Consider the following 23,265-nt stretch of genomic DNA (forward strand, 5'->3'; position numbering starts at 1 on the left):
CCTGCCTCTAGAACATGTTCAGCTGCAACTTGGCCTCGTCGCTCATCCGCGACGGGTCCCACGGCGGGTCGAAGGTCAGGTCGACATTGCACGAGCGGATGCCGTCGATCTCCATGACCGCATCCTTGACCCAGCCCGGCATGTCGCCGGCCACCGGGCAGCCCGGCGCGGTCAGGGTCATGTCGATGGCCACGTCCTTGTCGTCGCTGACGTCGACCTTGTAGATCAGGCCCAGCTCATAGATGTCGACCGGGATTTCCGGGTCGAACACCGTCTTCAGCTTCTCGATCAGCTGGTCGGTCAGGCGGTTCAGCTCTTCCGAGGAAAGAGCCGTCGCGGCTTGCGGGACTTCGGCTTGGTCGGTCATAGGCTCAACTGAAGAAGCTGCGGGCCTTGTCCAGCGCGTCCACGAACGCGTCGGCTTCGGCAGGCGTATTATATAGGGCGAAGGAAGCCCGGGCGCTCGACGTCAGCCCGAACCTTTTCATCAGCGGCTCGGCGCAGTGCGTTCCGGCCCGCACGGCCACGCCGTAGCGGTCCAGCACCTGGGCCACGTCATGGGCGTGGGCGCCCTCGACGACGAAGCTCATCACCGCGCCCTTGCCGGGCGCCGTGCCGAGGATCCGCACGCCGTTGACGCCTTCGAGGCGCTGGGCGACCCTCTCATAGAGCGCGTGCTCATGGGCCAGGGCCGCGTCGCGGTCGACGCCGTTCAGCCACTCGATGGCCGCGCCCAGGCCGACGGCCTCGAGGATCGCCGGCGTGCCGGCCTCGAAGCGGTGCGGCGGGTCGGCATAGGTGATCTTGTCGAGGCTGACCGAACCGATCATCTCGCCGCCGCCCTGGTAAGGCGGCAGGGCGGCCAGGCGCTCGGCCTTGCCGTAGAGCACGCCGATGCCAGTGGGGCCGTAGAGCTTGTGGCCGCTGAAGACGTAGAAATCGACGTCGAGCGCCTTCACATCCACCTTGGTGTGGACGATCCCCTGGCAACCGTCGAGCAGCACCGGCGCGCCGGCCGCATGGGCCAGGCGGACGATCTCGGCCACGTCGTTGACCGTGCCCAGCACGTTCGACATGTGGGTGACGGCGACCATCCTGGTCTTTTCCGACAGCAGGCCCTTGTAGGCCTCCATGTCGAGCCGGCCGTCGTCGAGCACCGGAATGAACTTCAGGACGACGCCGTAGCGCTCGCGCAGGAAGTGCCAGGGCACGATGTTGGCGTGGTGCTCCATCTCCGAGGCGATGATCTCGTCGCCGGCCTTCAGGCTGCGCCCGAAGGTGTCGGCCACCAGGTTCACCGCTTCGGTGGCGCTCTTGGTGTAGACGATCTCGCCCACGTCGGCGTTGATGAAGCGCGCGATGGTTTCCCGCGCCTTTTCATAGAGTTCCGTCGTTTCATTGGCCAGCGTGTGCAGGCCGCGATGGACGTTGGCGTAGGAGGTGCGGGCCAGGCCCATCATGGCGTCCAGCACCGCGTCGGGCTTCTGGGCGCTGGCGGCGCTGTCCAGGTAAACGAGCGGCTTGCCGTGCACCGTGCGCGACAGGATCGGGAACTGGGCGCGGATCGCCTCGACGTCGAAGGCGGCGGTCATTCTTCACGCCCCAGCTGCTTGGCCACCCAGGCGGCGGCGATCTCGCGCGCGCCGGCGTGCTCGATGCGCTCGACCACCTCGCCGACGAAGGCCTGGGTCAGCATCGCCCGGGCTTCCAGCTCGGGAATGCCGCGCTGGCGAGCGTAGAACACCGCTTCCTCGTCCAGGGCGCCGATGGTGTTGCCGTGGGCGCAGGCGACGTCGTCGGCGAAGATCAGCAGTTCGGGCTTGGCGTCGATCTCGGCCTTGTCCGACAGGATCAGGGCGTGGTGGCCCATCCGCGCGTCGGTCTGGTCGGCGCCGGGCTGGACGATGATCCGGCCCTGGAACACGCCGCGCGCCTGGTCGGCGACCATGCCCTTGGTCAGCTGGCTGGTCACGCCGTCGACGCCGTCGTGGGTGACCACGGTGGTCTGGTCGGCATGGCGCTGGCCGCTGAGCAGATAGATCCCATCCAGGCGAGCCTGGGCATGGGAGCCGGGATGAGCAACGTGGGTCTCGATCCGCTGACGGCGCGCGCCGCTGGTCAGGACGGTCTGGGCGAAGCTCGCGCCGGCGCCGAGCTCGACCTTCGCCGTGATCACATGGACGGCTTCGGCGTCGTCATCGACCAGCAGTACGCGCTCGAGCGAAGCGCCCTCTTCCAGCACGATCTCCAGGCCGAAATCGGCGATATAGCCGCCCTCGCCCACGTGGCTTTCGAGAAGCACGCCCGTAAGGCCGGCTGGCACGACCACCTTCAAGGCGGTGACAAGGCCGATCTTCTCGCCGCTAGCGCGCACGTTCAGCGCCACGACAGGATCTTGGCCGTCGAACTTCAGCACGAACGGCGCGGGGCCCAAGCCGTCGACATAGCCGTTGGTCACCGACACGGTCCGGCTGGCCGAAAACTCCACAGCCTCGCGGAACGGGCCTTCGGCGCCTGTTCCTGCGTGCTGGTAGATCGGCGGCAGCACGCGGATCAGGCCGCGCAGGTCGGTCCAGCGCCAGTCCTCGTCGCGGCGCGACGGCAACGCGGTGACGTCGCCGGTCTTGAGAGCGGTCGAAAGGCTCACGCGGCGGCCCCGACGTACTTGTCGTAGCCCTCGGCTTCCAGCTGCAGGGCCAGCTCCGGGCCGCCCGAGGCGACGATGCGGCCGGCGGCCAGCACGTGCACGCGGTCGGGTTTGATGTAGTCGAGCAGGCGCTGGTAGTGGGTGATCACCAGCATGCCGCGCTCAGGAGAGCGCAGGGCGTTGACGCCTTCGGAGACGATCTTCAGGGCGTCGATGTCGAGGCCCGAGTCCGTCTCGTCGAGGATCAGGAACTTCGGCGACAGCATCGCCATCTGGAAGATTTCCATCCGCTTCTTCTCGCCGCCCGAGAAGCCGACGTTCAGGCCGCGCTTGAGCATCTCGAAGTCGATCTTCAGCGAGGCGGCCTTTTCCTTGGCCAGCTTCAGGAAGGCCGGGGCGGCGATCTCGTCCTCGCCGCGCGCGCGGCGCTGGGCGTTGACGGCGGTGCGGATGAAGGTCAGGGCCGGCACGCCGGGGATCTCCAGCGGATACTGGAACGACAGGAACACGCCCTTGGCCGCCCGCTCGTTGGGCTCCAGGCTCAGCAGGTCCTCGCCGTTGAGCGTGGCCGTTCCTTCGGTGACCTCATAGCCGCCGCGGCCGCTCAGCACGTAGGACAGCGTCGACTTGCCGGCGCCGTTCGGACCCATGATGGCGTGCACCTCGCCGGCCGGCACCTCGAGCGTGACGCCCTTCAGGATCGGCTTGTCTTCGACGCGGGCGTGGAGGTTCTGGATAGAGAGCATCAGCGCGGGTACTTTTCTTCGTTCGTCATGTGCAGGCGGAGGTAGCGTTGGTCCTCGTAGCCGAGAACGACCGCTTCCGGCCTCCAGTAGAGTTCGAGTTGCGCGACGCCGTCGGGACGTTCGCTGAAAAAGAGAACCGTTCCGGTCGTGCCGACCGGAACATCGTAGGCGGCCTGGGGATCGTTCTCCGGCGCAATGGCGCGCAGCAGCACGACGTCGTCGTAGGCGCGCACGGCCTTGCCGTCAGCGTCCTGGAACGCGCCATCCTGCGTCCAGCTGGCCGCCTCGACGTCGAGATCGAAGACGCCTTGCTTGATCACCCCACGCTCCCTTCGAGCGAGATCGCCACCAGCTTCTGAGCCTCCACCGCGAATTCCATCGGCAGCTGCTGCAGCACGTCGCGGACGAAGCCGTTGACCAGCAGGGCCACGGCTTCTTCCTGCGAAAGGCCGCGCTGCTGGCAGTAGAACAGCTGGTCGTCCGACAGGCGGGTGGTCGTGGCCTCGTGCTCGAACACCGACTGGCCGTTGCGGGCCTCGATATAGGGCACGGTGTGGGCCGCGCAGGTCTTGCCGATCAGCAAGCTGTCGCACTGGGTGAAGTTGCGCGCGCCCTTGGCCTTGGGGTGGGCCGAGACCAGGCCGCGATAGGTGCTGGTCGACTTGCCCGCGCTGATGCCCTTGGCGACGATCCGCGACTTCGTATTGGCGCCCAGGTGGATCATCTTGGTGCCGGTGTCGGCCTGCTGATGGCCGTTGGTGACGGCGATCGAGTAGAACTCGCCCGACGAACCCTCGCCGCGCAGCACGCAGGACGGATACTTCCAGGTGATGGCCGAGCCGGTCTCGACCTGGGTCCACGACACCTTGGAGCGGTCGCCGCGGCAGTCGGCGCGCTTGGTCACGAAGTTGTAGATGCCGCCCTTGCCGGTCTCCGGATCGCCCGGATACCAGTTCTGGACGGTGGAATACTTGATCTCGGCGTCGTCCAGCAGGACGAGCTCGACCACGGCTGCGTGCAGCTGGTTCTCGTCGCGCATCGGGGCCGTGCAGCCCTCCAGGTACGAGACGTAGGCGCCCTTGTCGGCGATGATCAGGGTGCGCTCGAACTGGCCGGAATCCTTGGCGTTGATCCGGAAATAGGTCGACAGCTCCATCGGGCAGCGCACGCCCGGCGGCACGTAGACGAACGAGCCGTCCGAGAACACCGCGCTGTTGAGGCAGGCGAAATAGTTGTCCGAGGTCGGCACGACGCTGCCCAGATACTGCTTGACCAGTTCCGGGTGCTCGCGGATCGCCTCGCTCATCGAGCAGAAGATGACGCCGGCCTGGGCCAGCTCCTTCTTGAAGGTCGTGACGACCGACACGCTATCGAACACCGCGTCCACGGCGTAGCGCGGCGCGCCTTCGACGCCGGCCAGCACGGCCTGCTCCTTCAGCGGGATGCCCAGCTTTTCGTAGACGGCCAGCAGCTCGGGATCGACCTCGTCCAGGCTTTTCGGCCCTTCCTTGGTCTTCGGCGCGGCGTAGTAGTAGGTGTCCTGGTAGTCGATCTTCGGATAGTTGACGTTGGCCCAGTCCGGCTCCTCGAGCTCGAGCCAGCGGCGATAGGCCTCCAGACGCCATTCCAGCATCCACGCCGGCTCGTCCTTCTTGGCCGAGATGAAGCGCACGATGTCCTCGGAGAGCCCCTTGGGGGCGAACTCCTGGTCGATATCGGTCGTAAAGCCGTGCTCGTATTTCTCGAGCGCGGCGACGGTGTCGATCGTTTCCTTGACCGCGGCCATCAAGCCACCTCCCGGCGCCGGGCGCCGATACGCTTCCAGGCGGCGAGCCAGGCGTCGCCGCACACAATCCAATCCGCTTCCGTGCTCGCCCAACCGCCGCTGACACGCAGCGCATAGGGGGCGAGATCGGAGCGGCCCATGGCCTCGACCACGCGACTGGCCTTGACCTTGCCCGACGAGCAGGCGCTGCCGGCGCTGACCATCACCCCGGCGAGATCCAGGTTCATGACCTGGACCTGCGAGGCGAAGCCCTCGGCGGCCAAACAAAGAGTCTGGGGCAGGCGAGCAGCGCCCTCCCCGAGCACCACGCCGCCGGCGTCCTTGACCCGCTGGGCCAAGGCGTCGCGCCAAATGCCCTGATCGGCCGCCCGGGGCAAGTCCCGCAGGGCCGCCGAAGCCGCCGCGCCGAAGCCCGAAATCCCGGCGACGTTCTCGGTGCCCGCCCGGCGGCCACGCTCCTGGCCGCCGCCGTGCTGGCGACGCACCACATTGGCCCGCGTGCCGGCCACCAGCGCGCCGACGCCTTGCGGGCCGCCGATCTTGTGGGCCGACAGCGCCAGGGTGTCGGCGCCCAGGGCGGAGAAATCGATGGCGATCTTGCCGGCCGCCTGCACGGCGTCGACATGCAGCAGGCCGTCGGCCGCGCGCACGATCACCGAGGCCCCGGCGACGGGCTGGATCACGCCCGTCTCGTTGTTGGCCAGCATCAGGCAGACCAGGGTGCGGCCCTCGCCGGCCAGCAGGTCCGAAAGCTTGGAAAGGTCGGCCACGCCGTCGGCGTCGACCGGCAGCACCGCGACCGAAACGCCGCTGGCCGCGGCCGTCTCGACCACGGCGTCGTGCTCGATGGCGCTGACCACGATGCGTTTGACGCCCGAGGCGACCGCGCTGTCGATGGCCAGGGCGTTGGCTTCGGTGCCGCCGCTGACGAAGGTGACCGAGCCGGCGACCACGCCGACCAGTTCGCCAACCTGCTTGCGGGCGGTCTCCACGACGTCGCGAGCGGCGCGGCCGGCCGCGTGCACCGAGCTGGGATTGCCGGCCAGCTCAAAGGCGCGCAGCACCGCGTCCCGCGCCTCGGGGCGGATCGGGGCGGTGGCGTTGTAGTCCAGATAGATGGCGGGCTTGCTGGTCACGCCGCGGCCTTCGCCTCCGGCCGCAGGCGGCCTTCCAGAACGTCGGCGATGGTCACCGAGGCCAGGTAGGAATGGATCTGGCGGCCCATCTCCTCCCACAGGTCGTGAGTCAGGCACTTGGCGCCGCCGGCCATGCAGCCCTTGTGGCCGGTCTTGCCGACGCCGCAGCGGGTGGCGCGCAGGGGCTCGTCCACGGCCATGACGATGTCGGAGATTCGGGTCGAACGGGCGTCGGTCGCCAGGCGATAGCCGCCGCCGGGACCTCGGGCGCTGACCACCAGCCCCTTGCGGCGCAGGCGGGCGAAAAGCTGTTCGAGATAGGAAAGAGAAATCTGCTGGCGGGCGGCGATCTCGGCCAGGGCCACCGCGCGGCCCTCCGCCTCGTCCTGCTTGCGGGCGAGGTCGGTCATGGCCATCACGGCGTAACGTCCCTTCGTGCTCAGGCGCATCAGGCGCTCTCCCTTGCAGATTCCCCGCGCAACCGCATTTGCGTATGCTACAAGCCGCGACTTCGCGCCGCGCCCTGCTGGGCGGTGCGCGCGATGCGGATTTAGGAAGACCAAGCGCGGCGGTCAAGTATTCCATGCGCCTTTCACGGCGAATGGTACAGGCCCCGACGCCCCAACTCGTGACGGGGACCTGTATGCCTGACGTGATTTTGACCGGCGCCGCGGGCCGTATCGAAGGCCGCTATTCGCCGGGCAAGACGGACAATGCGCCCATCGCGCTGATCCTGCACCCGCACCCCAAGGCCGGCGGTCACATGAACCACCCGGTGTCGGTGCAGCTGTACCACCTGTTCATGAAGCGCGGTTTCGCGACCCTGCGCTTCAACTTCCGCGGCGTCGGCCGCAGCCAGGGCGAATTCGACAGCGGCATCGGCGAGCTGGCCGACGCGGCCACGGCGCTCGACTGGCTGCAAGCCAACAACCCCGCCGCCGCCCAGACCTGGGTCGCCGGCTACAGCTTCGGCGCCTATATCGGCATGCAGCTGCTGATGCGCCGCCCGGAGACGGACGGCTTCATCTCGGTGTCGCCGCCGACCAACATGTACGACTTCAGCTTCCTGGCCCCCTGCCCGGCCTCGGGCCTGATCCTGACCGGCGGCGCCGACACCGTCGTGCCGCCTGTCGAGGTCGAGCGCGTGGTCTCCAAGCTGCGCACCCAGAAGGGCATCGTCATCGACTATGAAGTCGTCGACAAGGCCACCCACTTCTGGGCCGAACACCTGCCCAGCGTCGAGCAGGCCGTCGGCGGCTATCTCGACAAGCGCCTGGAAGCCAACCCGATCCCGTAGGGGTTGGAGGCTTCAAGGTTCTGGAATTCGAAGCCCGCCCTCGGTCGCCGAGGGCGGGTTTTTCGTTTGCCCCGTTTTTTCCTCCGAGCATCCCCGCGAAGGCGGGGATCCAAGCCGAGTCGGCAGATAGGTCAGGGTCGTGCCGTAACCTGGAAGTCAGTTTGGATCCCCGCCTTCGCGGGGATGCTCGGAGATGTGGAGCAAGAGTAAGCGGCAAGGTCGGAGGAAATCCGGCGCTCGACCACGCCATCTCTCGCAACCGCGAGACAGACTCGCCGCCGCCCTCTAAAACCGTCGTTATCGCTCCCATCGCAGAACGGTCGGCCCATGCATTATGACATCGTGATCGTCGGCGGCGGGGCGGGCGGGCTGGAACTGGCCGCGCAGCTGGGCCGTAAGTTGGGCCGCCGGGCCGGCAAGGAGCGGATCCTGCTGATCGACCGCTCCAGCTTCCACATCTGGAAGCCGACCCTGCACGAAGTGGCGGCCGGCACGCTCGATGTGCACCAGGAAGGGCTCTCCTATTCGATCCTGGGCCGCGCCAACCATTTCAGCTTCCTGCTGGGCGACCTGGCCGCGCTCGACCCGACCGCCAAGCGCCTGACCCTGAAGCCGATCGCCGCGCCCGACGGCGGGGTGCTGGTGCCCGAGCGCTCGATCACCTTCACCTGGGGCGTGCTGGCCATCGGCAGCGGCTCCAACCTGTTCGGCACGCCGGGCGCGGAGACCGCCCACCTGTTGGAGCGGACGGAAGACGCCGAGGCCTTCCACACCCGCCTCCTGGCCACCTTCATGAAGGCCTCGTTCGCGCCCGAGCGAACCATGGGCGTGGCCATCGTCGGCGGCGGCGCCACGGGGGTCGAACTGTCGGCCGAACTGCTGGAAGCCCATCGCGCCCTTCTGGACGCCCTCGGCGCCGAGCAGCGCTTCCGCCTCGACATCACCATCGTCGAGGCCGCGCCGCGCATCCTCGGCGGCCTGCCCGACAAGACCTCGGCCCAGGCCACCGTCGCCCTGGAGCGCAAGGGCGTGCGGGTGCGCACCGGCGCCAAGGTGCTGGCCGTCCACCCCGACCGCCTGGAAACCAGCCACGGCGACATTCCCGCCGACCTGATCGTCTGGGCCGCCGGCGTGAAGGCCGCCGAGAGCAATCTCGCGCTCGGGCTGGAGACCAACCGCCTCAACCAGTTCGTGGTCAACGACCGGCTGGAAAGCTCCGCCCCCGACATCTGGGCCCTGGGCGACTGCGCCGCCTGCCCGTGGAAGGACGGCAAGCTCGTCCCCGCCCGCGCCCAGGCCGCGCACCAACAGGCCAGCTACCTGGCCAAGGTCCTGCTCGCCCGTCTGCGCCAGGCGCGGGTGGAAGAACCCTATGTCTACAAGGACTTCGGCTCGCTGGTGTCGCTGGGCGAGAACAAAGGCGTCGGCGCCCTGATGGGCGGCCTCGGCGGCCCCAACTTCTTCATCGAGGGCCTGGTCGCCAAGTGGTTCTACGTCTCGCTCCACCTGGCCCACCACAAGGCCATCCTCGGCGTGACCAAGACCGCGCTGCTGGCCCTGGCGCGGCTGCTGCAGCAGCGCGTGGCGGGGCGGCTCAAGCTGCACTGACCGCCTGCGGCGGCCCCCTCAGTCGCTCCGCGACAGCTCCCCCAAAGGGGGAGCATCTATCGCCGCAAAGATCCTCCCCCTCTGGGGGAGGTGGCCCGGAGGGCCGGAGGGGGCCCGCGCAGCGGGCTACGGCCGCACGATCCGCCCCCCCGTCATCGCCCGCGCCACCCCCGTCGTCCCCGGGAAGCTGATCGGCAGCCCCCGCGCCGTCCGGGCCGCGAGATACGCAAACGCCTCCGCCTCGATCGCATCGCCGCGCCAGCCGTAGTCCTCGGCCGTCTTCACCGGCACCGGGCAACGCTCGGTCAGCACCTTCATGATCTGCGGATTATGTCGCCCGCCGCCGCAGACGATCAGGGCGCTGGGTCGGGCGCCGTGTTCGAAGGCCTTGACCACGGCCTCGGCGGTAAAGGCCACCAGGGTGGCCGCCGCGTCCTCGGCCGACAGCGGCTCCACCAGGTCGAGCGGGAAGTCGTAGCGGTCCAGCGACTTGGGCGCGGGGCCGGCGAAATAGGCGCTGGCCAGGAACCGCTCCAGGATCGCCTCGTCCACCCTGCCCGCCGCGGCCAGGCGGCCGTTCTCGTCGAACCGGCCCAGGCCCCGCTCCTGCAGCATCAGGTCGATCATGCCGTTGCCGGGGCCGGTGTCGAAGGCCAGCAGCGTGCCGTCCTCGTCGACCAGGGTGATGTTGGCCACCCCGCCGATGTTCAGGGCCGCCACCGGCGCGGCCAGGCCCGAGGCGCGGGCGCGGGCGTCGTGATAGATCGGGGCCAGCGGCGCCCCCTGCCCGCCCGCCGCCACGTCGGCGGTGCGGAAGTCGAAGGCCACCGGCCGCCCGGTCAGGCGCGCCAGCCGCTCGGCGTCGAGCAGTTGCACCGTCCGGCCGATCCGCTCGGGCGTCGGCCGCTCGTGCAGCACCGTCTGGCCATGCACGCCCAAGAGATCGAAGTCGCTCCAGGAAAGGCCGTGCTCGGCCAGGAAGCTTTCGGCGGCGTGGAAATGCTCGTCGGCCACGACCTGGGCGGCCTCGGCGAAGATCTCGGGCTCGGGCCGCTCGCGCGGCCAGCCGCGGGCGATCTCGGTCGCCACCAGCAAAAGATCGCGCGTCGCCTCGCGCAGCTTGCGTTCGCCCGAAGGCCCGAAGGCCTGGATCGTCTCGCCGTCGGTCTCGAGCACCGCCATGTCGACCGCGTCGAGCGAGGTGCCGGTCATGAATCCCAGAATGCGCATGGGTTCGTTGACTGCCACGGCCCGCGTCGGGTAGCTAGGCCCCATGACCGCCAAGGCCCTCCGTACCCGCGCCTATTATCGCCCGCTGATCTAGCGGGCGAACGACCGGTCATGTCGACGCACCGCCACCTGGCCGGCGATGCGTCCCTCCCCTTACCGACGACGTCTCCGGCGCACAGCCTTCAAGGAGACTATCGATGAAACCCTCGCCACAGACCGCCCCGCCCGTGCTAGACGCGCGGACCAGCGATACAGAGAGTCGAGCCATGTCCGCGCCGCAGAGCTTCAAGTCCGATTTCCTCAAGACCCTGCAGGCGCGCGGCTACATCCACCAGATCACCCATCCGGAAGAGCTGGATACGGCGGCCGCCTCGGGCGTGGTCACCGCCTACATCGGCTTCGACGCGACGGCCCCCAGCCTGCACGTCGGCAGCTTGATCCAAATCATGATGCTGCGCCGCCTGCAGCAGGCCGGCCACAAGCCGATCGTCCTGATGGGCGGCGGCACGACCAAGGTCGGCGATCCGACGGGCAAGGACGAAAGCCGCAAGCTGCTGAGCGACGCCGACATCCAGGCCAACATCGCCGGCATCAAGCAGGTCTTCGCCAAGTTCCTGACCTTCGGCGACGGCCCGACCGACGCCATCATGGTGGACAACGACGAGTGGCTGTCCAAGTTCGGCTACGTGCAGTTCCTGCGCGACTACGGCGTGCACTTCACGGTCAACCGCATGCTGGCCTTCGACTCGGTGAAGCTGCGGCTCGAGCGCGAGCAGCCGATGACCTTCCTCGAGTTCAACTACATGCTGATGCAGGCCACCGACTTCCTGGAGCTGAACCGCAAGTACGGCTGCGTGCTGCAGATGGGCGGCTCGGACCAGTGGGGCAACATCCTCAACGGCGTCGAGCTGACCCGTCGCGTCGACCAGAAGGCCGCCTTCGGCCTGACGACGCCGCTGCTGGCCACGGCCTCGGGCGCCAAGATGGGCAAGACCATGTCGGGCGCCGTCTGGCTCAACGCCGAGCAGCTGAGCCCGTACGACTACTGGCAGTTCTGGCGCAACACCGAGGACGCCGACGTGGGCCGCTTCCTGAAGCTGTTCACCGACCTGCCGCTGGAGACGATCGCCGAGCTGGAGGCCCTGCCGGGCGCCCAGATCAACGACGCCAAGAAGGTGCTGGCCGACCAGGCCACCCGCATGGCCCACGGCGAGGAGGCCGCCAAGGCCGCTCGCGACGCCGCCGAGAAGGCCTTCGAGCAGGGCCAGCTGTCGGCCGACCTGCCGACGGTCGAGATCGCCGCTGCGATCCTGGCCGAAGGCGTGCCGCTGGCGGTGCTGGCCACCGACATCGGCCTCACCGCCTCGCGCGGCGAGGCCCGTCGCCTGGCCCAGGGCGGCGGCCTGCGCCTGAACGACGCCCAGGAGAAGGACGGCGACCGCCTGGTGACCAACGCCGACCTCGTGGACGGCGTGGTCAAGCTCGGTCAGGGCAAGAAGAAGATCGTGCTGGTCAAGCCGGTCTGAGATGCTGAGTTCCCGGGGTCGGCCTCGCCGGCTCCGGGATCACTATGATGTTGGCCTCCGTGATCTTGGAGAGAGTGCGATGCTGAGCCCCGGCGACAAGGCCCCCGACTTCGACCTGCCCACCGACACCGGCCGCGTCAGCCTGGCCGGCCTGAAGGGCAAGGCCGTCGTGCTCTACTTCTATCCGAAGGACGACACGACCGGCTGCACGTCGGAAGCCCTGCAGTTCTCGGCCGAGGTCGAGGAGTTCGCCAAGGCCGGCGCGGTGATCATCGGCGTGTCGAAGGACAGCGCCGCCAGCCACGGCAAATTCCGCAAGAAGCACGACCTGACCGTCGAGCTGGCCGCTGACACCCTGGGCGAGACCGTCGAGGCCTACGGCTCGTGGGTCGAGAAGAACATGTACGGCCGCAAGTACATGGGTATCGACCGCTCGACCTTCCTGATCGACCGCGAAGGCGTGGTCCGCGAGGTCTGGCGCAAGGTGAAGGTGCCCAACCACGTCAAGGCGGTGCTCAAGGCCGCCCAGGCGCTGAAGGCCTCCTAAGCGCGGCAGCCAAGAGTGTCAGCGGTTTTGGCGCCCGCCGCGCGACCCCTAAAGTGTGGCGCCTAGGCCGCAAGGCCTCGCATTTCGGCAACGACTCCCGTGTCGCGTGTAGCCAAGTCGTTCATGCGGCGTTAATCGACGCAGACGCATGGTCGAAACTTGGCCTTCCGCGCCTTCGCAGGTGCGAAGAGTCTTGCGCCTTTCCGCTTTCTCGTTGCATATCGCCAGGACCTTGAGAACTGGGGGGTTTCCTGGGCAATGGCGATCGCGCGCTTTCAACGCCTATTCAAGACCCTCGAAAGTCTGTTTCCCGAACGACATCTGTATGTTCGCTCGGGCGGAGAGATGCGCGGCTACGTGCTGTCGACGGGTAAGCAACTGGCCTGCGCCGCCGGCGTCGGCGCCGCGGCCCTGTGGATGGGCGTGTGCACCGCAGCGATGATGGTCAACGCCCTGGCCGTAAGCCAGACCGATCAGGTCGTCCTCAAGCAGAAAGCCTATTACGAGCGGCTCAACGCCGACCGCCAGGCGCGCCTCAACAGCGCTGTCGCCCAGCTGTCGGCCACCAGCGGTTCGCTCGACGAACTGGCCGCCTCGGTCGAGAAGCGCCACGCCGCGCTCGCCCTGCTGGTCAGCGACTTCAAGGGCGCGCCCGGCGCCGCCCAGGCCCTGGCCGTGGGCAAGCCCACCCTCGCCGACGCCTCGCCGGTCGAGCGCATCCAGGCCACCCGCATCGACCAGGAACGCCTGATCGACGCCGCCGAAGGCTTCGCCAAGAGCCGGGCCGAGCGCCTGCGCCTGGCCATGCGCATGGCAGGCCTCGACGCCGGCAGCTTCACCGGTCGCGGCTCGGGCCTCGGCGGTCCGCTGATCGAGGCCAAGGATCCCCGCGCGCTGGCCGCCGTCCTCGACGTCGACGAAGAATTCGCCAGCCGCATCCATCGCGCCGCCAGCGACATGTCGGACATGCGCTCGCTGTCCAGCGCCGCCCAGCGCCTGCCCTTCTACCGCCCGACCTCGAACCCGGCCCTGTCGAGCAGCTACGGCGTCCGCTTCGACCCGTTCACCCACCGCCCGGCCTTCCATTCGGGCCTCGACTTCCCCGGCGCCTTCTACACGCCGATCATGGCCACGGCCCCGGGCGTCATCTCGTTCACCGGCGTGCGCTCGGGCTACGGCAACACCGTCGAGATCGACCACGGCGGCGGCTTCAAGACCCGCTACGCCCACCTGCAGGCCATCGCGGTCCGGGTCGGCCAGCGCGTCTCGATCGGCCAGCGCGTCGGGGCCATGGGCTCCACCGGACGCTCCACCGGCCCGCACCTCCATTACGAGGTCTGGGTCAACGGCCGCGCCCAGAACCCCAACCGTTTCCTGAAGGCAGGCGAGTATGTTCAGCAAGCCAGCTAAGGGGTCCAAGACCCAGCCCCAGATCGAACCGCTGCCGCTCACCCCGGCCGCGCCCGCCGCCGAGCCGGCCCGCAAGGCCCCGCCGCGCGTGGCCTCGCTGATCTCGTCGGACATCACCATCGAGGGCGGCGTCAACGGCGACGGCGAGCTGCAGATCGACGGCGTGGTGCGCGGCGACGTCCGCGTCGGCCGCCTGACCGTCGGCGAGACCGGCCATGTCGAGGGCGGCGTCTACGCCGAGGTCGTGGAAGTGCGCGGCCGGGTGGTCGGCGCGGTCACCGCCAAGCAGGTCCGCCTCTACGGCACGGCCTATGTCGACGGCGACATCACCCACGAGCAGTTGGCCATGGAAACCGGCGCCTTCTTCCAGGGCCGCAGCCTGAAGTTCCAGCGCCAGGCCCCGCCGCAGGTAGCCCCGGTCTCGGCGGCGCCCGCGCCCGTCGCGGACCTGACGCTGACGGCCCGACCGGTCGGCTGAATATCCTGCAGTTCAATCGCTACGGTATGCAGCCACTACAGACCTACTTAAGCTATGATTACGCCCCAGCAGGCCTTCGCGGCGATGCAGAATTTCCTTGAGGCCTACTGGGAAAGAGGCGGCAGATCCGAAACGCAGATCGCTGTCCTGCTCTCATCCATCCAAGGAGAGCCTGGGGCGACCGCAGATCCAGCGCAATGGCAGGATTGGCTTGAAGCCGTCCGCAAAACCCAGGAATAACGGCGGCATCTTGAACGCCAGTTGGCCCGCCCAAGGCCATCCGCTTCGGCCAACGAAAAACGCCCCGGATCGCTCCGGGGCGTTGTCGTTTCAGGCCATGCCAAAAGGCCTCAGCCCTCGGCGTCCCGCGTCGCGCCGACCCGCTGGGCCAGCGAGGCGCCCATGAAGGCGTCCAGGTCGCCGTCGAGCACGCCGGCGGTGTCGGAGGTCTCGACGTTGGTCCGCAGGTCCTTGACCATCTGGTACGGCTGCAGGACGTACGATCGGATCTGGTGACCCCAGCCGATGTCGGTCTTCTGGTCGTGCAGCGCCTGCTGGGCGGCTTCACGCTTCTGAAGCTCGGCCTCGTACATCCGGGCGCGCAGCATCTTCCAGGCCTCGTCGCGGTTCTGGTGCTGCGAGCGGCCGGCCTGGCAGGCCACCACGATGCCGGTCGGGATGTGCGTCAGACGCACGGCCGAGTCGGTCTTGTTGATGTGCTGCCCGCCGGCCCCGGAGGCCCGGTAAGTGTCGGTGCGCACGTCCGACGGGTTGATGTCGATCTCGATCGTGTCGTCGATGACCGGATAGACCCAGGCCGAGGCGAACGAGGTGTGACGCCGGGCGCTGCTGTCATAGGGGCTGATGCGCACCAGGCGGTGCACGCCGGCCTCGGTCTTCAGCCAGCCGTAAGCGTTGGCGCCCTTGACCAGCAGCGTGGCCGACTTGATGCCGGCCTGATCGCCGTCGGTCTCTTCGACCAGTTCGGTGGTCATGCCGTGGGCGTTGGCCCAGCGGGTGTACATCCGCAGCAGGATGCCCGCCCAGTCGCACGACTCGGTGCCGCCGGCCCCGGAGTTGATTTCGATATAGGCGTCGTTGCCGTCGGCCTCGCCCGACAGCAGGGCCTCGAGTTCGGCGCGGGCGGCGCGTTCCTTGATGGCCTTCAGCTGGGCGCGGGCGTCGTTGAGGGTGTCCTCGTCGGACTCCATCTCGGCCAGCTCGGCGTATTCGAGCGCGTCCTTGACGTCGCGTTCGATGCTCTGGACGGCCTCGACCTTGGCGGCCAGGTTGGCGCGCTCGCGCGACACGGCCTGGGCTTCGGACGGACGGTCCCACAGCGTCGGGTCTTCGACCCGCGCGTTCAGTTCATCGAGTTTTCTAAGGGCGACATCCCAGTCAAAGACGCCTCCTGAGCAGTCCAACGGACTGCTCGATGTCGGCCGCGGCGGCCTCGACATCCGGTCTCATCACGTAGCTCCGTGACACAAAGTAAGGGCGCGGGACATAGCCCGCGCCCGGAGTCGGCGCAATGGGGCGGCGCAACCGCCCCGGCTCCTCAAGACCTAATAAAGCCCGCTGATGTCCGGCTGCTTGGGCTGCTGCCTGGGCTGCGGTTCCGACGGCGAAGGCTGGCCGGTCGGCACGCCGTTGGGCCAGGCGTCGCCGTAGGAGATCGGGCCGCCGGTCGGGGTCGGCGCGACCACCTTGGGCTCGGTGCCCGGGCGGAAGGCCTCGCGCACGCCGCGCACCACGGCGAACTTGGCGGTCTTGGGCGGCTTGAAGTCGGTCTTGGGCTGGTCCTTCAAGGCCACCTTCATGAAGTCGATGAACACCGGCACGGCGTCCTGCGAGCCCGTCTCGCCCTCGCCCAGCGAGCGGTTGTCGTCGAAGCCCACGAACACGCCGACGATCAGGTTGGGCGAATAGCCGATGAACCAGGCGCTGCGGTACTCGTTGGTCGTGCCGGTCTTGCCGGCCAGCGGATAGCCCAGCTGGCTGACCGAGGCGGCCGTGCCGCGCTGGACCACGCCCTGCAGCATCGAGGTGATCTGGTAGGCCGTGACCGGGTCCATCACCTGCTCGCCCGGCGCGGTGACGCGCGGGCTCTCGTCGCCGTTGAAGCCGGCGGTGCAACGCGGACAGTCGCGCTTGTCGGCGCGGAAGATCACCTTGCCCTCGCGATCCTGCACCAGCTCGATCAGGTGCGGTTCGATGCGGCGGCCGCCGTTGGCGAACGGCGCATAGGCCGAGGTGATCTTGAACGGCGTGGTCTCGCCCGCGCCCAGGGCCATGGCCAGCACCGGCGACATGTCGCGCGTGACGCCGGTCTTCTTGGCCATCTCGATGATCTTCTTCATGCCCACGCCCTGGGCCAGGCGCACGGTCATGGCGTTGATCGAGCGCTCCAGGCCCTTGCGCAGCGGCAGGGCGCCGTAGAACTTCTTCTCGTAGTTCTCCGGGCTCCAGTCCTGGCCGTTGGCGCCCTTGAAGGTGATGGCGCTGTCCAGGATCACGCTGGCCGGCGTGTAGCCGTTCTCCAGGGCCGTGGCGTAGACGAACGGCTTGAACGACGAGCCGGGCTGGCGCATCGCCTGGGTGGCGCGGTTGAAGTTCGACAGCGAGAACGAATAGCCGCCCACCAGGGCCACCACGCGGCCGGTATAGGGCTCGATGGCCACCAGGGCGCCGTTGACGGCCGGAACCTGCCTCAGGCGATAGGTGGACGTGCCCTCGACCTGCTCGACGAACACCAGGTCGCCGGTCTTCAGGCCCTTGCCGGCCTTGGCCCAGACGATGTCCTCGCCGGCCAGGGTCCCCTGCCCTTCGCCCTTGATCAGGCGCACGCCGCCGCCGGCCGAGGTGACCACGGCCGCGCGCCAGCCCCGGCGCTCGGCCGGCGGACGCTTGGCCTGAGCCGCCTTCTCCCAGCCCTCGTCCAGGCTCTCGACATGGCCCCAGGCCCCGCGCCAGCCATGGCGGCGGTCATAGTGCTCCAGCCCGTCCATCAGCGAGGCCCGCGCCGCGGTCTGCAGCTTCGGGTCCAGCGTGGTGCGCATGTAGTAGCCGCCCTCGTTCAGGCGGTCGCCCAGGGTGGCCATGCCGCGCTGGCGCACCTCCTCGACGAAGTAGTCGGCGTCGCGATAGGCCGCGCGCTTGGGGGCCGGCTGCACGACCAGGTCCTCGGCCATCGCCTTTTCGGCGTCGGCGCGACTGACCCAGCCCAGTTCGGCCATCTGCCCCAGGATCCAGTCGCGACGGGCCTTCGCCTTGGCCTTGTTGCGGATCGGGTGGTAGTTGTCCGGCCCCTTGGGCAAAGCCGCCAGATAGGCGCTTTCGGCCAGGGACAGCTCGGGCAGCGACTTGCCGAAATAGTTGTAGGCGGCCGCGCCAACGCCGAACGAGCGATAGCCCAGCCAGATTTCGTTCAGGTACAGCTCGAGGATCTGCTGCTTGTCGAGCGATTGCTCCAGGCGCCGGGCCAGGATCGCTTCTTTGAACTTGCGCCCGACCGTGGCGTCGCTGGTCAGCAGGACGTTCTTGGCGACCTGCTGGGTGATGGTCGAGCCGCCTTCCAGGCGCCGGCCGCGCATGGCGTTGCCGACGTTCTTGAGCATGGCGCGCGAAAAGCCGCCGACGTCGACGCCGCCGTGCTTGAAGAAGTTGCGGTCCTCGGCGGCCATGAAGGCCTGGGCCAGCTGCGGAGGGATCTGGTCGTAGGGAACGAAGATCCGGCGTTCCTTGGAGTATTCGCCGATCAGGGTGCCGTCCCAGGCATAGACGCGCGTCGCCGTCGGCGGACGGTAGTCCTGCAGTTCGCCCGCGTCGGGCATGTCGTGGAACAGCCACGCGGCGTAGATGGCGATGGCGAACCCCGCCACCGCGATCGTCGACAGAACCGCGACGCCGGCTATGGCGATCCATCTTTCGGCGGGCTTCAAGTCCACGCGGCCTCCGTCGAGCGGCGCGGGGGTCGCGCGCTCAAATCATCTCAAGCGATGGCTGTAACCCGCATCGGGCGAGGCGCCAACTTCCCTGCCCCGTCCCGGACTCGCCGCGAAGGCCGCGCGACATCACAGCCCCCTTATCCGAGCATCCCCGCGAAGGCGGGGACCCAAGCTGATTTTCCGGACGAAGCCCCGCACGCGAGAGCATCCGCAGACTCGGCTTGGGTCCCCGCCTTCGCGGGGATTGAACGGTTGAAAAGTCGAAATTCGGCGGCCAACCAGGGGCGCACCGGCAGCCTCAGCGCGCCGCCATCCGGGTCTGGGCGGCGAAATAGGTCTCGATCGAGGTGGCGACCGCGCCCATCAGGCGTTCGCGTCCCGAAGCGCTCTTCAGCAGCTTCTCGTCCTCGAGATTGGTCATGAAGCCCATTTCCAGCAGAACGGCCGGAACGTCGGGGGCCAGCAGCACGATGAAGCCGGCGTCGCGGTGGCTGCGGCGAAGCAGCACGGTCTCGTCGCCCACCTTCTCCAGCAGGGTCTCGGCGAAGGCGGCCGAGCGGTTCTTGGTGGCGCGCTGCGACAGGTCCAGCAGGATCTGGCCAACCGCGCGGTCGCGGCCCGGCAGGCTGGCCTTCATCAGCCAGTCGTCCTTCTCCAGCACCCGGGCGGCGCGCTCGGCGCCCTTTTCCGACAGGGTGTAGACGCTGGCGCCGCGAGTGCCGACGTCGGGTCCCGAGTCGGCGTGCAGCGAGATGAACAGGTCCGCGTCGGCGCGACGGGCGATCTGCACGCGCGATTCCAGCGGGATGAAGGTGTCGGTGTCGCGGGTCAGCACGACGTTGAAGCGGCCGGACTTCTCCAGCTTGGCCTTCAGCGCCTTGGCCGCGGCCAGGGTGACGTCCTTCTCGTTGGTGTTGGCGCCGGCCGAGCCGGGGTCCTTGCCGCCGTGACCGGCGTCGATGACGATCGTCTTCTTCAGCTTCAGGCCCGAGGGCTTGATCGGCGTCGAGACGGTGGTCGGGCGCATCACCGCGGCGTTGGCCGTGGCCGGATCGCTGGCGGCCAGGTCGATGACATAGCGATAGGCGGTCGCGCCGTCGGCCGGCGGCAGCAGGAAGCGCCGCTTGACCACGGCCTTGGCCGAAAGATCCAGGGAAAGGCGCGCGCCGCCGGCGGCCTCGTCGATGACCCAGCGGTCGACCAGACCGTGGCCCGCGCCCTGAAGATCACCCGAAACGGTCACGTTGGGCAGGCCGACCACGACTCGGCTGGCGGCCGCGCCGTCGCCGATCAGCTTGCCGACGGCCGCGCGGTCCAGGTCGATGACGACTCGGGTCTCGGCGCGGTCGCCGCCGAAGCGGACCTTCTGCACGCCGGCGGCCGGCGCCGGACCCTGCACGGTCGCCACGGCCACGCCGGCGAGCGCCAGCGCGCCGACGATCAGCGCCGCCTTCGCCCAACCCGTTCTCGCAGCTCCGATGACGACCTTACGCATTACCGCCCAGCCTGCTGGCGCTTACTTGAAAACCAATGAGGGATATCCGCACGGACGGGTAGCAAAACCGTTAAGGAAACCGATCTCTTCATCAATTTCGATGCTTGCTCCACGGCGCTTTTCATTTGCGTCGCGTTCTTGCTAGAGTAGCGCCGTACGCAGAGCGACGTCGTCAGACGCAGCGCCTTGCGTGAGCGGTTCCCAAATGTCGGACGCGCCCCATGCGTCCCCCACGCCGGAGCCGCCGGACTTTTTGAGCTTGCGGGCGACGGCCGGCCTGGGACGCGATGTCTCGGAGCCCGAACCCAACAAAGGCCCCGCGTCGGGCCTTTCGCCGCTCCCGGCGACGACGCGTCATCCGAACCGCGCCACCCCGGCGCGTCAAAGGAAACAAACGAAACCCCATGGGCTGCGCCGCACCCGATCGCCTCTGGCAACCGCCCTTCGAACTTCGCTCCGGCGAAGTCGCGGTCTGCGATGCGCGCGCCCCTCATTCATATCGGCGCCCGGGCCTCGCGCCCGCCGCGCGCCGTGGAGATTCCCTGTATGTCGAAGAAGATGTTGATCGACGCCGCCCACGCCGAAGAGACGCGTGTGGTGGTCGTGGACGGTTCGCGGGTTGAAGAGTTCGATTTCGAGAGCCAGACCCGCAAACAACTTCGTGGAAATATCTATCTCGCCAAGGTGACCCGCGTTGAACCCAGCCTCCAGGCTGCGTTCATCGAATACGGCGGCAACCGCCACGGTTTCCTCGCCTTCAACGAGATCCATCCGGACTACTACCAGATCCCGGTCGCCGACCGTGAAGCGCTGATGCGCGACGACTCGCACGACGACGAGGACGACGCGCCCGTCTCGCGCCGCGCTTCGGGCGGCGACGACGAGGACGACCACGATCACGCCATCGACGACGAAGACGACGACGTCGAAGAAGAACTGGCGCGCCGCAAGCGCCGCCTGATGCGCAAGTACAAGATCCAGGAAGTGATCCGCCGCCGGCAGATCATGCTGGTTCAGGTCGTCAAGGAAGAGCGCGGCAACAAGGGCGCGGCCCTGACCACCTACCTGTCGCTCGCCGGCCGCTACGGCGTCCTGATGCCCAACACCGCCCGCGGCGGCGGCATCAGCCGCAAGATCACGGCCGTGACCGACCGCAAGCGCCTCAAGAGCGTGGTGCAGAGCCTCGACGTGCCGCAGGGCATGGGCCTGATCGTCCGCACGGCCGGCGCCAAGCGCACCAAGGCCGAGGTCAAGCGCGACTACGAGTACCTGCTGCGTCTGTGGGAGAACATCCGCGACAACACGCTGCACTCGGTCGCCCCGGCGCTGATCTACGAGGAAGAAGACCTCGTAAAGCGCGCCATCCGCGACATGTACGACAAGGACCTCGACGGCATCTGGGTCGAGGGCGAGGCCGGCTATCGCGAAGCCCGCGACTTCATGCGCATGCTGATGCCCAGCCAGGCCAAGAAGGTGTTCCCGTACCGGGAAGCCGCCCCGCTGTTCGTCAAGCACAAGATCGAAGACCATCTGGCGCAGATCTACTCGCCGGTCGTGCCGCTGCGTTCGGGCGGCTATCTGGTGATCAACCAGACCGAGGCCCTGGTCGCCATCGACGTCAACTCGGGCAAGGCCACGCGCGAGCGCAACATCGAGGCCACGGCCCTCAAGACCAACATCGAAGCGGCTGAAGAAGCCGCCCGCCAGCTGCGCCTGCGCGACCTGGCCGGCCTGATCGTCATCGACTTCATCGACATGGATGAAGGCAAGAACAACCGCACGGTCGAGAAGGTCCTCAAGGACGCTCTCAAGGACGACCGCGCCCGCATCCAGATGGGCAAGATCTCGGGCTTCGGCCTGATGGAGATCAGCCGCCAGCGCCGCCGCACCGGCGTGCTGGAAGGCACCACCCACGTCTGCGAGCACTGCGAAGGCACCGGCCGCGTCCGCTCGGTCGAATCGAGCGCCCTGGCCGCCCTGCGCGCCGTCGAGATCGAGGCCCTGAAGGGCAGCGGCTCGGTGGTGCTGAAGGTCAGCCGCGCCGTCGGCATCTACATCCTCAACGAAAAGCGCGCCTACCTGCTGCGCCTGCAGCAGAACCACGGCCTGTTCGTCACCGTGCTGGTCGATGACGGCCTGCGTCAGGCCGAGCACGAGATCGAGCGCACCGAGCTGGGCGAGCGCATCGTGCCGCCGCCGGTCGCCTACGAGCCCGATCCGGTGTTCGACGAGGTGTTCGACGACGAGGACGAAGACGAAGACGAAATCATCGTCGACGAGTCCGAAGAGGACGAAGACGAGGACGAGGCGCCCCGCAAGGCCCGCTCGTCGGACGACGATCGCGGCGGTCGCCGTGGCAGCAAGCGCCGTCGTCGCGGCCGTCGTGACGAGGAAGAAACCGCCGAGGACGCGCCGGTCGAGGACGCCGAAGCCGAGTTCGACGCTGAAGGCGACGCCGACGGCGACGACGAGGAATCGCGCCGTCGCCGCCGTCGTCGGGGTCGCCGCGGCGGCCGTCGCGGCGGTCGCGAGGACGGCGATCGCGCCGCCGACGCCTATGTCTGGACCCGTCCGCGCGTCCCGTTCGGCGACAACCCGTACGTCTGGCACGATCCGGAAGCCCTGGAGGCCCGTGGCGGCGAAGGCCGTCGCGACCGTCCGGAACGCGGCGAGCGTCCTGAACGGGCTGAACGTCCCGAGCGCGCCGAGCGTCCTGAACGCACCGAAGCCGCCGAGCGTCCCGAACGCGCTGAACGCCCCGAGCGTTCGGAGCGCCGTGACCGCCGTCGCGGCCGCGACCGCCAGCCGGCCGCCGAGACCCCGATCGCTCCGGTCGCGGTCGAGGACGTCGCTCCGCTGGTGCTCGAGCCGCCGGTGATCCTGGGTCCGCCCGCCGACGTCTGGGTCGAACTGCCCGAGGCCGCCGAAGCCGCTCCGGCCAAGAAGCCGCGCCGTTCGCGCAGCCGTGGCCGCAAGGGCGCCGCCGAGACTGAAGCGACCGAAGCCGAGGCCGTGATCGCCGAAGCGGCCGCCGAGCCTCAAGCCGAGGCCCTGGCCGAAGTCGTCGCCGAGACCGCGCCGCTCGTCGCCGCCGATGTCGAGATCGCCCCGGAGCCGGCTCCCAAGCCCGTCGCGCCGGAACCGGTGGTCGAAGCCGTCGCCGAACCGGTGATCGAGGCGGCGCCCGTCGCCCCCGCCCCCGTCGCGGCCGAACCCGAACCCGCGCCGGTCTCGGCCGAGCCGGATCCGAACGAGATCACCGCTCCTCCCGCCGCGCCCAAGCGCGGCTGGTGGCGCCGCGGCTGATCCAGCAACAAAGGACCGCGGCGGCGCCATGGCGTCGCCGCGGTTCGCGCCTATATCCCCTCCTAGACAAGCCTCGCTCTGAACAAGCCTAGCCTTTGCGATTCCC

Annotated in this window: 19 protein-coding genes; 7 read left to right on the top strand and 12 right to left on the bottom strand. The window is 68.5% G+C overall.

Going from position 1 to position 23,265, the window contains the following annotated elements; genetic code table 11:
- Positions 1–7 precede the first annotated feature (7 nt).
- From AC07NG_RS20700 to AC07NG_RS20735, 8 genes are read right to left on the bottom strand one after another with little or no spacing between them, the layout of a single operon-like run.
- Entirely contained in the window at positions 8–367 is a 360-nt protein-coding gene (locus tag AC07NG_RS20700) for an SUF system Fe-S cluster assembly protein (RefSeq protein WP_110119803.1), read from the bottom strand.
- Positions 368–371: 4 nt separating this feature from the next.
- The gene (locus tag AC07NG_RS20705) at positions 372–1,592 is read right to left on the bottom strand and encodes an aminotransferase class V-fold PLP-dependent enzyme (protein ID WP_494596073.1); all 1,221 of its coding nucleotides are present in this window, start codon (positions 1,590–1,592) and stop codon (positions 372–374) included.
- A complete protein-coding gene (gene sufD, locus AC07NG_RS20710) occupies positions 1,589–2,647 on the bottom strand; it encodes a Fe-S cluster assembly protein SufD (protein WP_494596075.1) in 1,059 nt (352 codons plus the stop codon). The genes AC07NG_RS20705 and sufD overlap by 4 nt, the downstream gene beginning before the upstream one ends.
- On the bottom strand, positions 2,644–3,393 hold the full coding sequence (gene sufC / locus AC07NG_RS20715; protein WP_494596077.1) for a Fe-S cluster assembly ATPase SufC: 750 nt from the start codon (positions 3,391–3,393) through the stop codon (positions 2,644–2,646). Before sufC ends, sufD begins: the two co-directional genes overlap by 4 nt.
- On the bottom strand, positions 3,393–3,713 hold the full coding sequence (locus AC07NG_RS20720) for a hypothetical protein (RefSeq protein WP_487289399.1): 321 nt from the start codon (positions 3,711–3,713) through the stop codon (positions 3,393–3,395). Before AC07NG_RS20720 ends, sufC begins: the two co-directional genes overlap by 1 nt.
- Positions 3,710–5,179, bottom strand: a complete 1,470-nt coding sequence (sufB, locus tag AC07NG_RS20725; RefSeq protein ID WP_492855442.1) for a Fe-S cluster assembly protein SufB — start codon at positions 5,177–5,179, stop codon at positions 3,710–3,712. Before sufB ends, AC07NG_RS20720 begins: the two co-directional genes overlap by 4 nt.
- Positions 5,179–6,315 carry a cysteine desulfurase family protein gene (locus AC07NG_RS20730; RefSeq protein ID WP_492855443.1) on the bottom strand — a complete coding sequence of 379 codons (1,137 nt, stop codon included), beginning with the start codon at positions 6,313–6,315 and terminating at the stop codon, positions 5,179–5,181. Before AC07NG_RS20730 ends, sufB begins: the two co-directional genes overlap by 1 nt.
- Entirely contained in the window at positions 6,312–6,764 is a 453-nt protein-coding gene (locus tag AC07NG_RS20735; RefSeq protein ID WP_492855444.1) for an Rrf2 family transcriptional regulator, read from the bottom strand. Before AC07NG_RS20735 ends, AC07NG_RS20730 begins: the two co-directional genes overlap by 4 nt.
- A gap of 194 nt (positions 6,765–6,958) precedes the next feature.
- Between AC07NG_RS20735 and AC07NG_RS20740 the strand changes: the two genes are divergently transcribed.
- Positions 6,959–7,612: an alpha/beta hydrolase gene (locus tag AC07NG_RS20740; protein ID WP_110119812.1), complete on the top strand. Its 654-nt coding sequence runs from the start codon at positions 6,959–6,961 to the stop codon at positions 7,610–7,612.
- Positions 7,613–7,939: 327 nt separating this feature from the next.
- Positions 7,940–9,220, top strand: coding sequence for an NAD(P)/FAD-dependent oxidoreductase (locus tag AC07NG_RS20745; protein WP_492855446.1), 1,281 nt, complete (start codon positions 7,940–7,942; stop codon positions 9,218–9,220).
- Between the two features lie 126 nt (positions 9,221–9,346).
- Here AC07NG_RS20745 and AC07NG_RS20750 read toward each other — a convergent pair whose 3' ends face one another.
- Positions 9,347–10,450 carry an anhydro-N-acetylmuramic acid kinase gene (locus AC07NG_RS20750; protein ID WP_494596079.1) on the bottom strand — a complete coding sequence of 368 codons (1,104 nt, stop codon included), beginning with the start codon at positions 10,448–10,450 and terminating at the stop codon, positions 9,347–9,349.
- A 197-nt stretch (positions 10,451–10,647) separates the two neighbouring features.
- Between AC07NG_RS20750 and tyrS the strand changes: the two genes are divergently transcribed.
- The 4 genes from tyrS to AC07NG_RS20770 all read left to right on the top strand — a co-directional run bounded on the left by tyrS (position 10,648) and on the right by AC07NG_RS20770 (position 14,411).
- Complete coding sequence (gene tyrS, locus AC07NG_RS20755; protein WP_492855448.1) at positions 10,648–11,976, top strand: tyrosine--tRNA ligase; 1,329 nt, start codon at positions 10,648–10,650, stop codon at positions 11,974–11,976.
- 79 nt (positions 11,977–12,055) lie between these two features.
- A complete protein-coding gene (locus AC07NG_RS20760) occupies positions 12,056–12,523 on the top strand; it encodes a peroxiredoxin (RefSeq protein WP_110119815.1) in 468 nt (155 codons plus the stop codon).
- A gap of 258 nt (positions 12,524–12,781) precedes the next feature.
- Complete coding sequence (locus tag AC07NG_RS20765; RefSeq protein ID WP_110119816.1) at positions 12,782–13,933, top strand: M23 family metallopeptidase; 1,152 nt, start codon at positions 12,782–12,784, stop codon at positions 13,931–13,933.
- Positions 13,914–14,411 (top strand): bactofilin family protein, encoded by a 498-nt coding sequence (locus tag AC07NG_RS20770; RefSeq protein WP_494596082.1) that lies wholly within the window; start codon positions 13,914–13,916, stop codon positions 14,409–14,411. The genes AC07NG_RS20765 and AC07NG_RS20770 overlap by 20 nt, the downstream gene beginning before the upstream one ends.
- 350 nt (positions 14,412–14,761) lie before the next feature.
- Here the strand turns inward: AC07NG_RS20770 and prfB are convergent.
- From prfB to AC07NG_RS20785, 3 genes are all read right to left on the bottom strand, one after another.
- A protein-coding gene (gene prfB, locus AC07NG_RS20775; RefSeq protein WP_110119818.1) for a peptide chain release factor 2 occupies positions 14,762–15,881 on the bottom strand; the annotation gives its coding sequence in 2 pieces (ribosomal slippage) (positions 14,762–15,811 and positions 15,813–15,881; 1,119 coding nt in all).
- A gap of 95 nt (positions 15,882–15,976) precedes the next feature.
- The gene (locus AC07NG_RS20780; RefSeq protein ID WP_487289407.1) at positions 15,977–18,358 is read right to left on the bottom strand and encodes a penicillin-binding protein 1A; all 2,382 of its coding nucleotides are present in this window, start codon (positions 18,356–18,358) and stop codon (positions 15,977–15,979) included.
- Positions 18,359–18,656: 298 nt separating this feature from the next.
- Entirely contained in the window at positions 18,657–19,853 is a 1,197-nt protein-coding gene (locus tag AC07NG_RS20785; protein WP_492855451.1) for an N-acetylmuramoyl-L-alanine amidase family protein, read from the bottom strand.
- 546 nt (positions 19,854–20,399) lie between these two features.
- On the opposite strand from AC07NG_RS20785, the gene AC07NG_RS20790 reads away from it, so the two are divergent.
- The gene (locus AC07NG_RS20790; protein WP_494596083.1) at positions 20,400–23,159 is read left to right on the top strand and encodes an Rne/Rng family ribonuclease; all 2,760 of its coding nucleotides are present in this window, start codon (positions 20,400–20,402) and stop codon (positions 23,157–23,159) included.
- The last annotated feature ends 106 nt before the right edge of the window (positions 23,160–23,265 follow it).

Source organism: Caulobacter sp. GW821-FHT10C03 (assembly GCF_059415485.1).

Bases quoted from the DNA above. Each gene is read 5' to 3' on its own strand.
- AC07NG_RS20700 (WP_110119803.1), bottom strand. From the start codon at position 367: ATGACCGACCAAGCCGAAGTCCCGCAAGCCGCGACGGCTCTTTCCTCG.
- AC07NG_RS20705 (WP_494596073.1), bottom strand. From the start codon at position 1,592: ATGACCGCCGCCTTCGACGTCGAGGCGATCCGCGCCCAGTTCCCGATC.
- sufC (WP_494596077.1), bottom strand. From the start codon at position 3,393: ATGCTCTCTATCCAGAACCTCCACGCCCGCGTCGAAGACAAGCCGATC.
- sufB (WP_492855442.1), bottom strand. From the start codon at position 5,179: ATGGCCGCGGTCAAGGAAACGATCGACACCGTCGCCGCGCTCGAGAAA.
- AC07NG_RS20735 (WP_492855444.1), bottom strand. From the start codon at position 6,764: ATGCGCCTGAGCACGAAGGGACGTTACGCCGTGATGGCCATGACCGAC.
- AC07NG_RS20740 (WP_110119812.1), top strand. From the start codon at position 6,959: ATGCCTGACGTGATTTTGACCGGCGCCGCGGGCCGTATCGAAGGCCGC.
- AC07NG_RS20745 (WP_492855446.1), top strand. From the start codon at position 7,940: ATGCATTATGACATCGTGATCGTCGGCGGCGGGGCGGGCGGGCTGGAA.
- AC07NG_RS20750 (WP_494596079.1), bottom strand. From the start codon at position 10,450: ATGCGCATTCTGGGATTCATGACCGGCACCTCGCTCGACGCGGTCGAC.
- tyrS (WP_492855448.1), top strand. From the start codon at position 10,648: ATGAAACCCTCGCCACAGACCGCCCCGCCCGTGCTAGACGCGCGGACC.
- AC07NG_RS20760 (WP_110119815.1), top strand. From the start codon at position 12,056: ATGCTGAGCCCCGGCGACAAGGCCCCCGACTTCGACCTGCCCACCGAC.
- AC07NG_RS20765 (WP_110119816.1), top strand. From the start codon at position 12,782: ATGGCGATCGCGCGCTTTCAACGCCTATTCAAGACCCTCGAAAGTCTG.
- AC07NG_RS20770 (WP_494596082.1), top strand. From the start codon at position 13,914: ATGTTCAGCAAGCCAGCTAAGGGGTCCAAGACCCAGCCCCAGATCGAA.
- AC07NG_RS20785 (WP_492855451.1), bottom strand. From the start codon at position 19,853: ATGCGTAAGGTCGTCATCGGAGCTGCGAGAACGGGTTGGGCGAAGGCG.
- AC07NG_RS20790 (WP_494596083.1), top strand. From the start codon at position 20,400: ATGTCGAAGAAGATGTTGATCGACGCCGCCCACGCCGAAGAGACGCGT.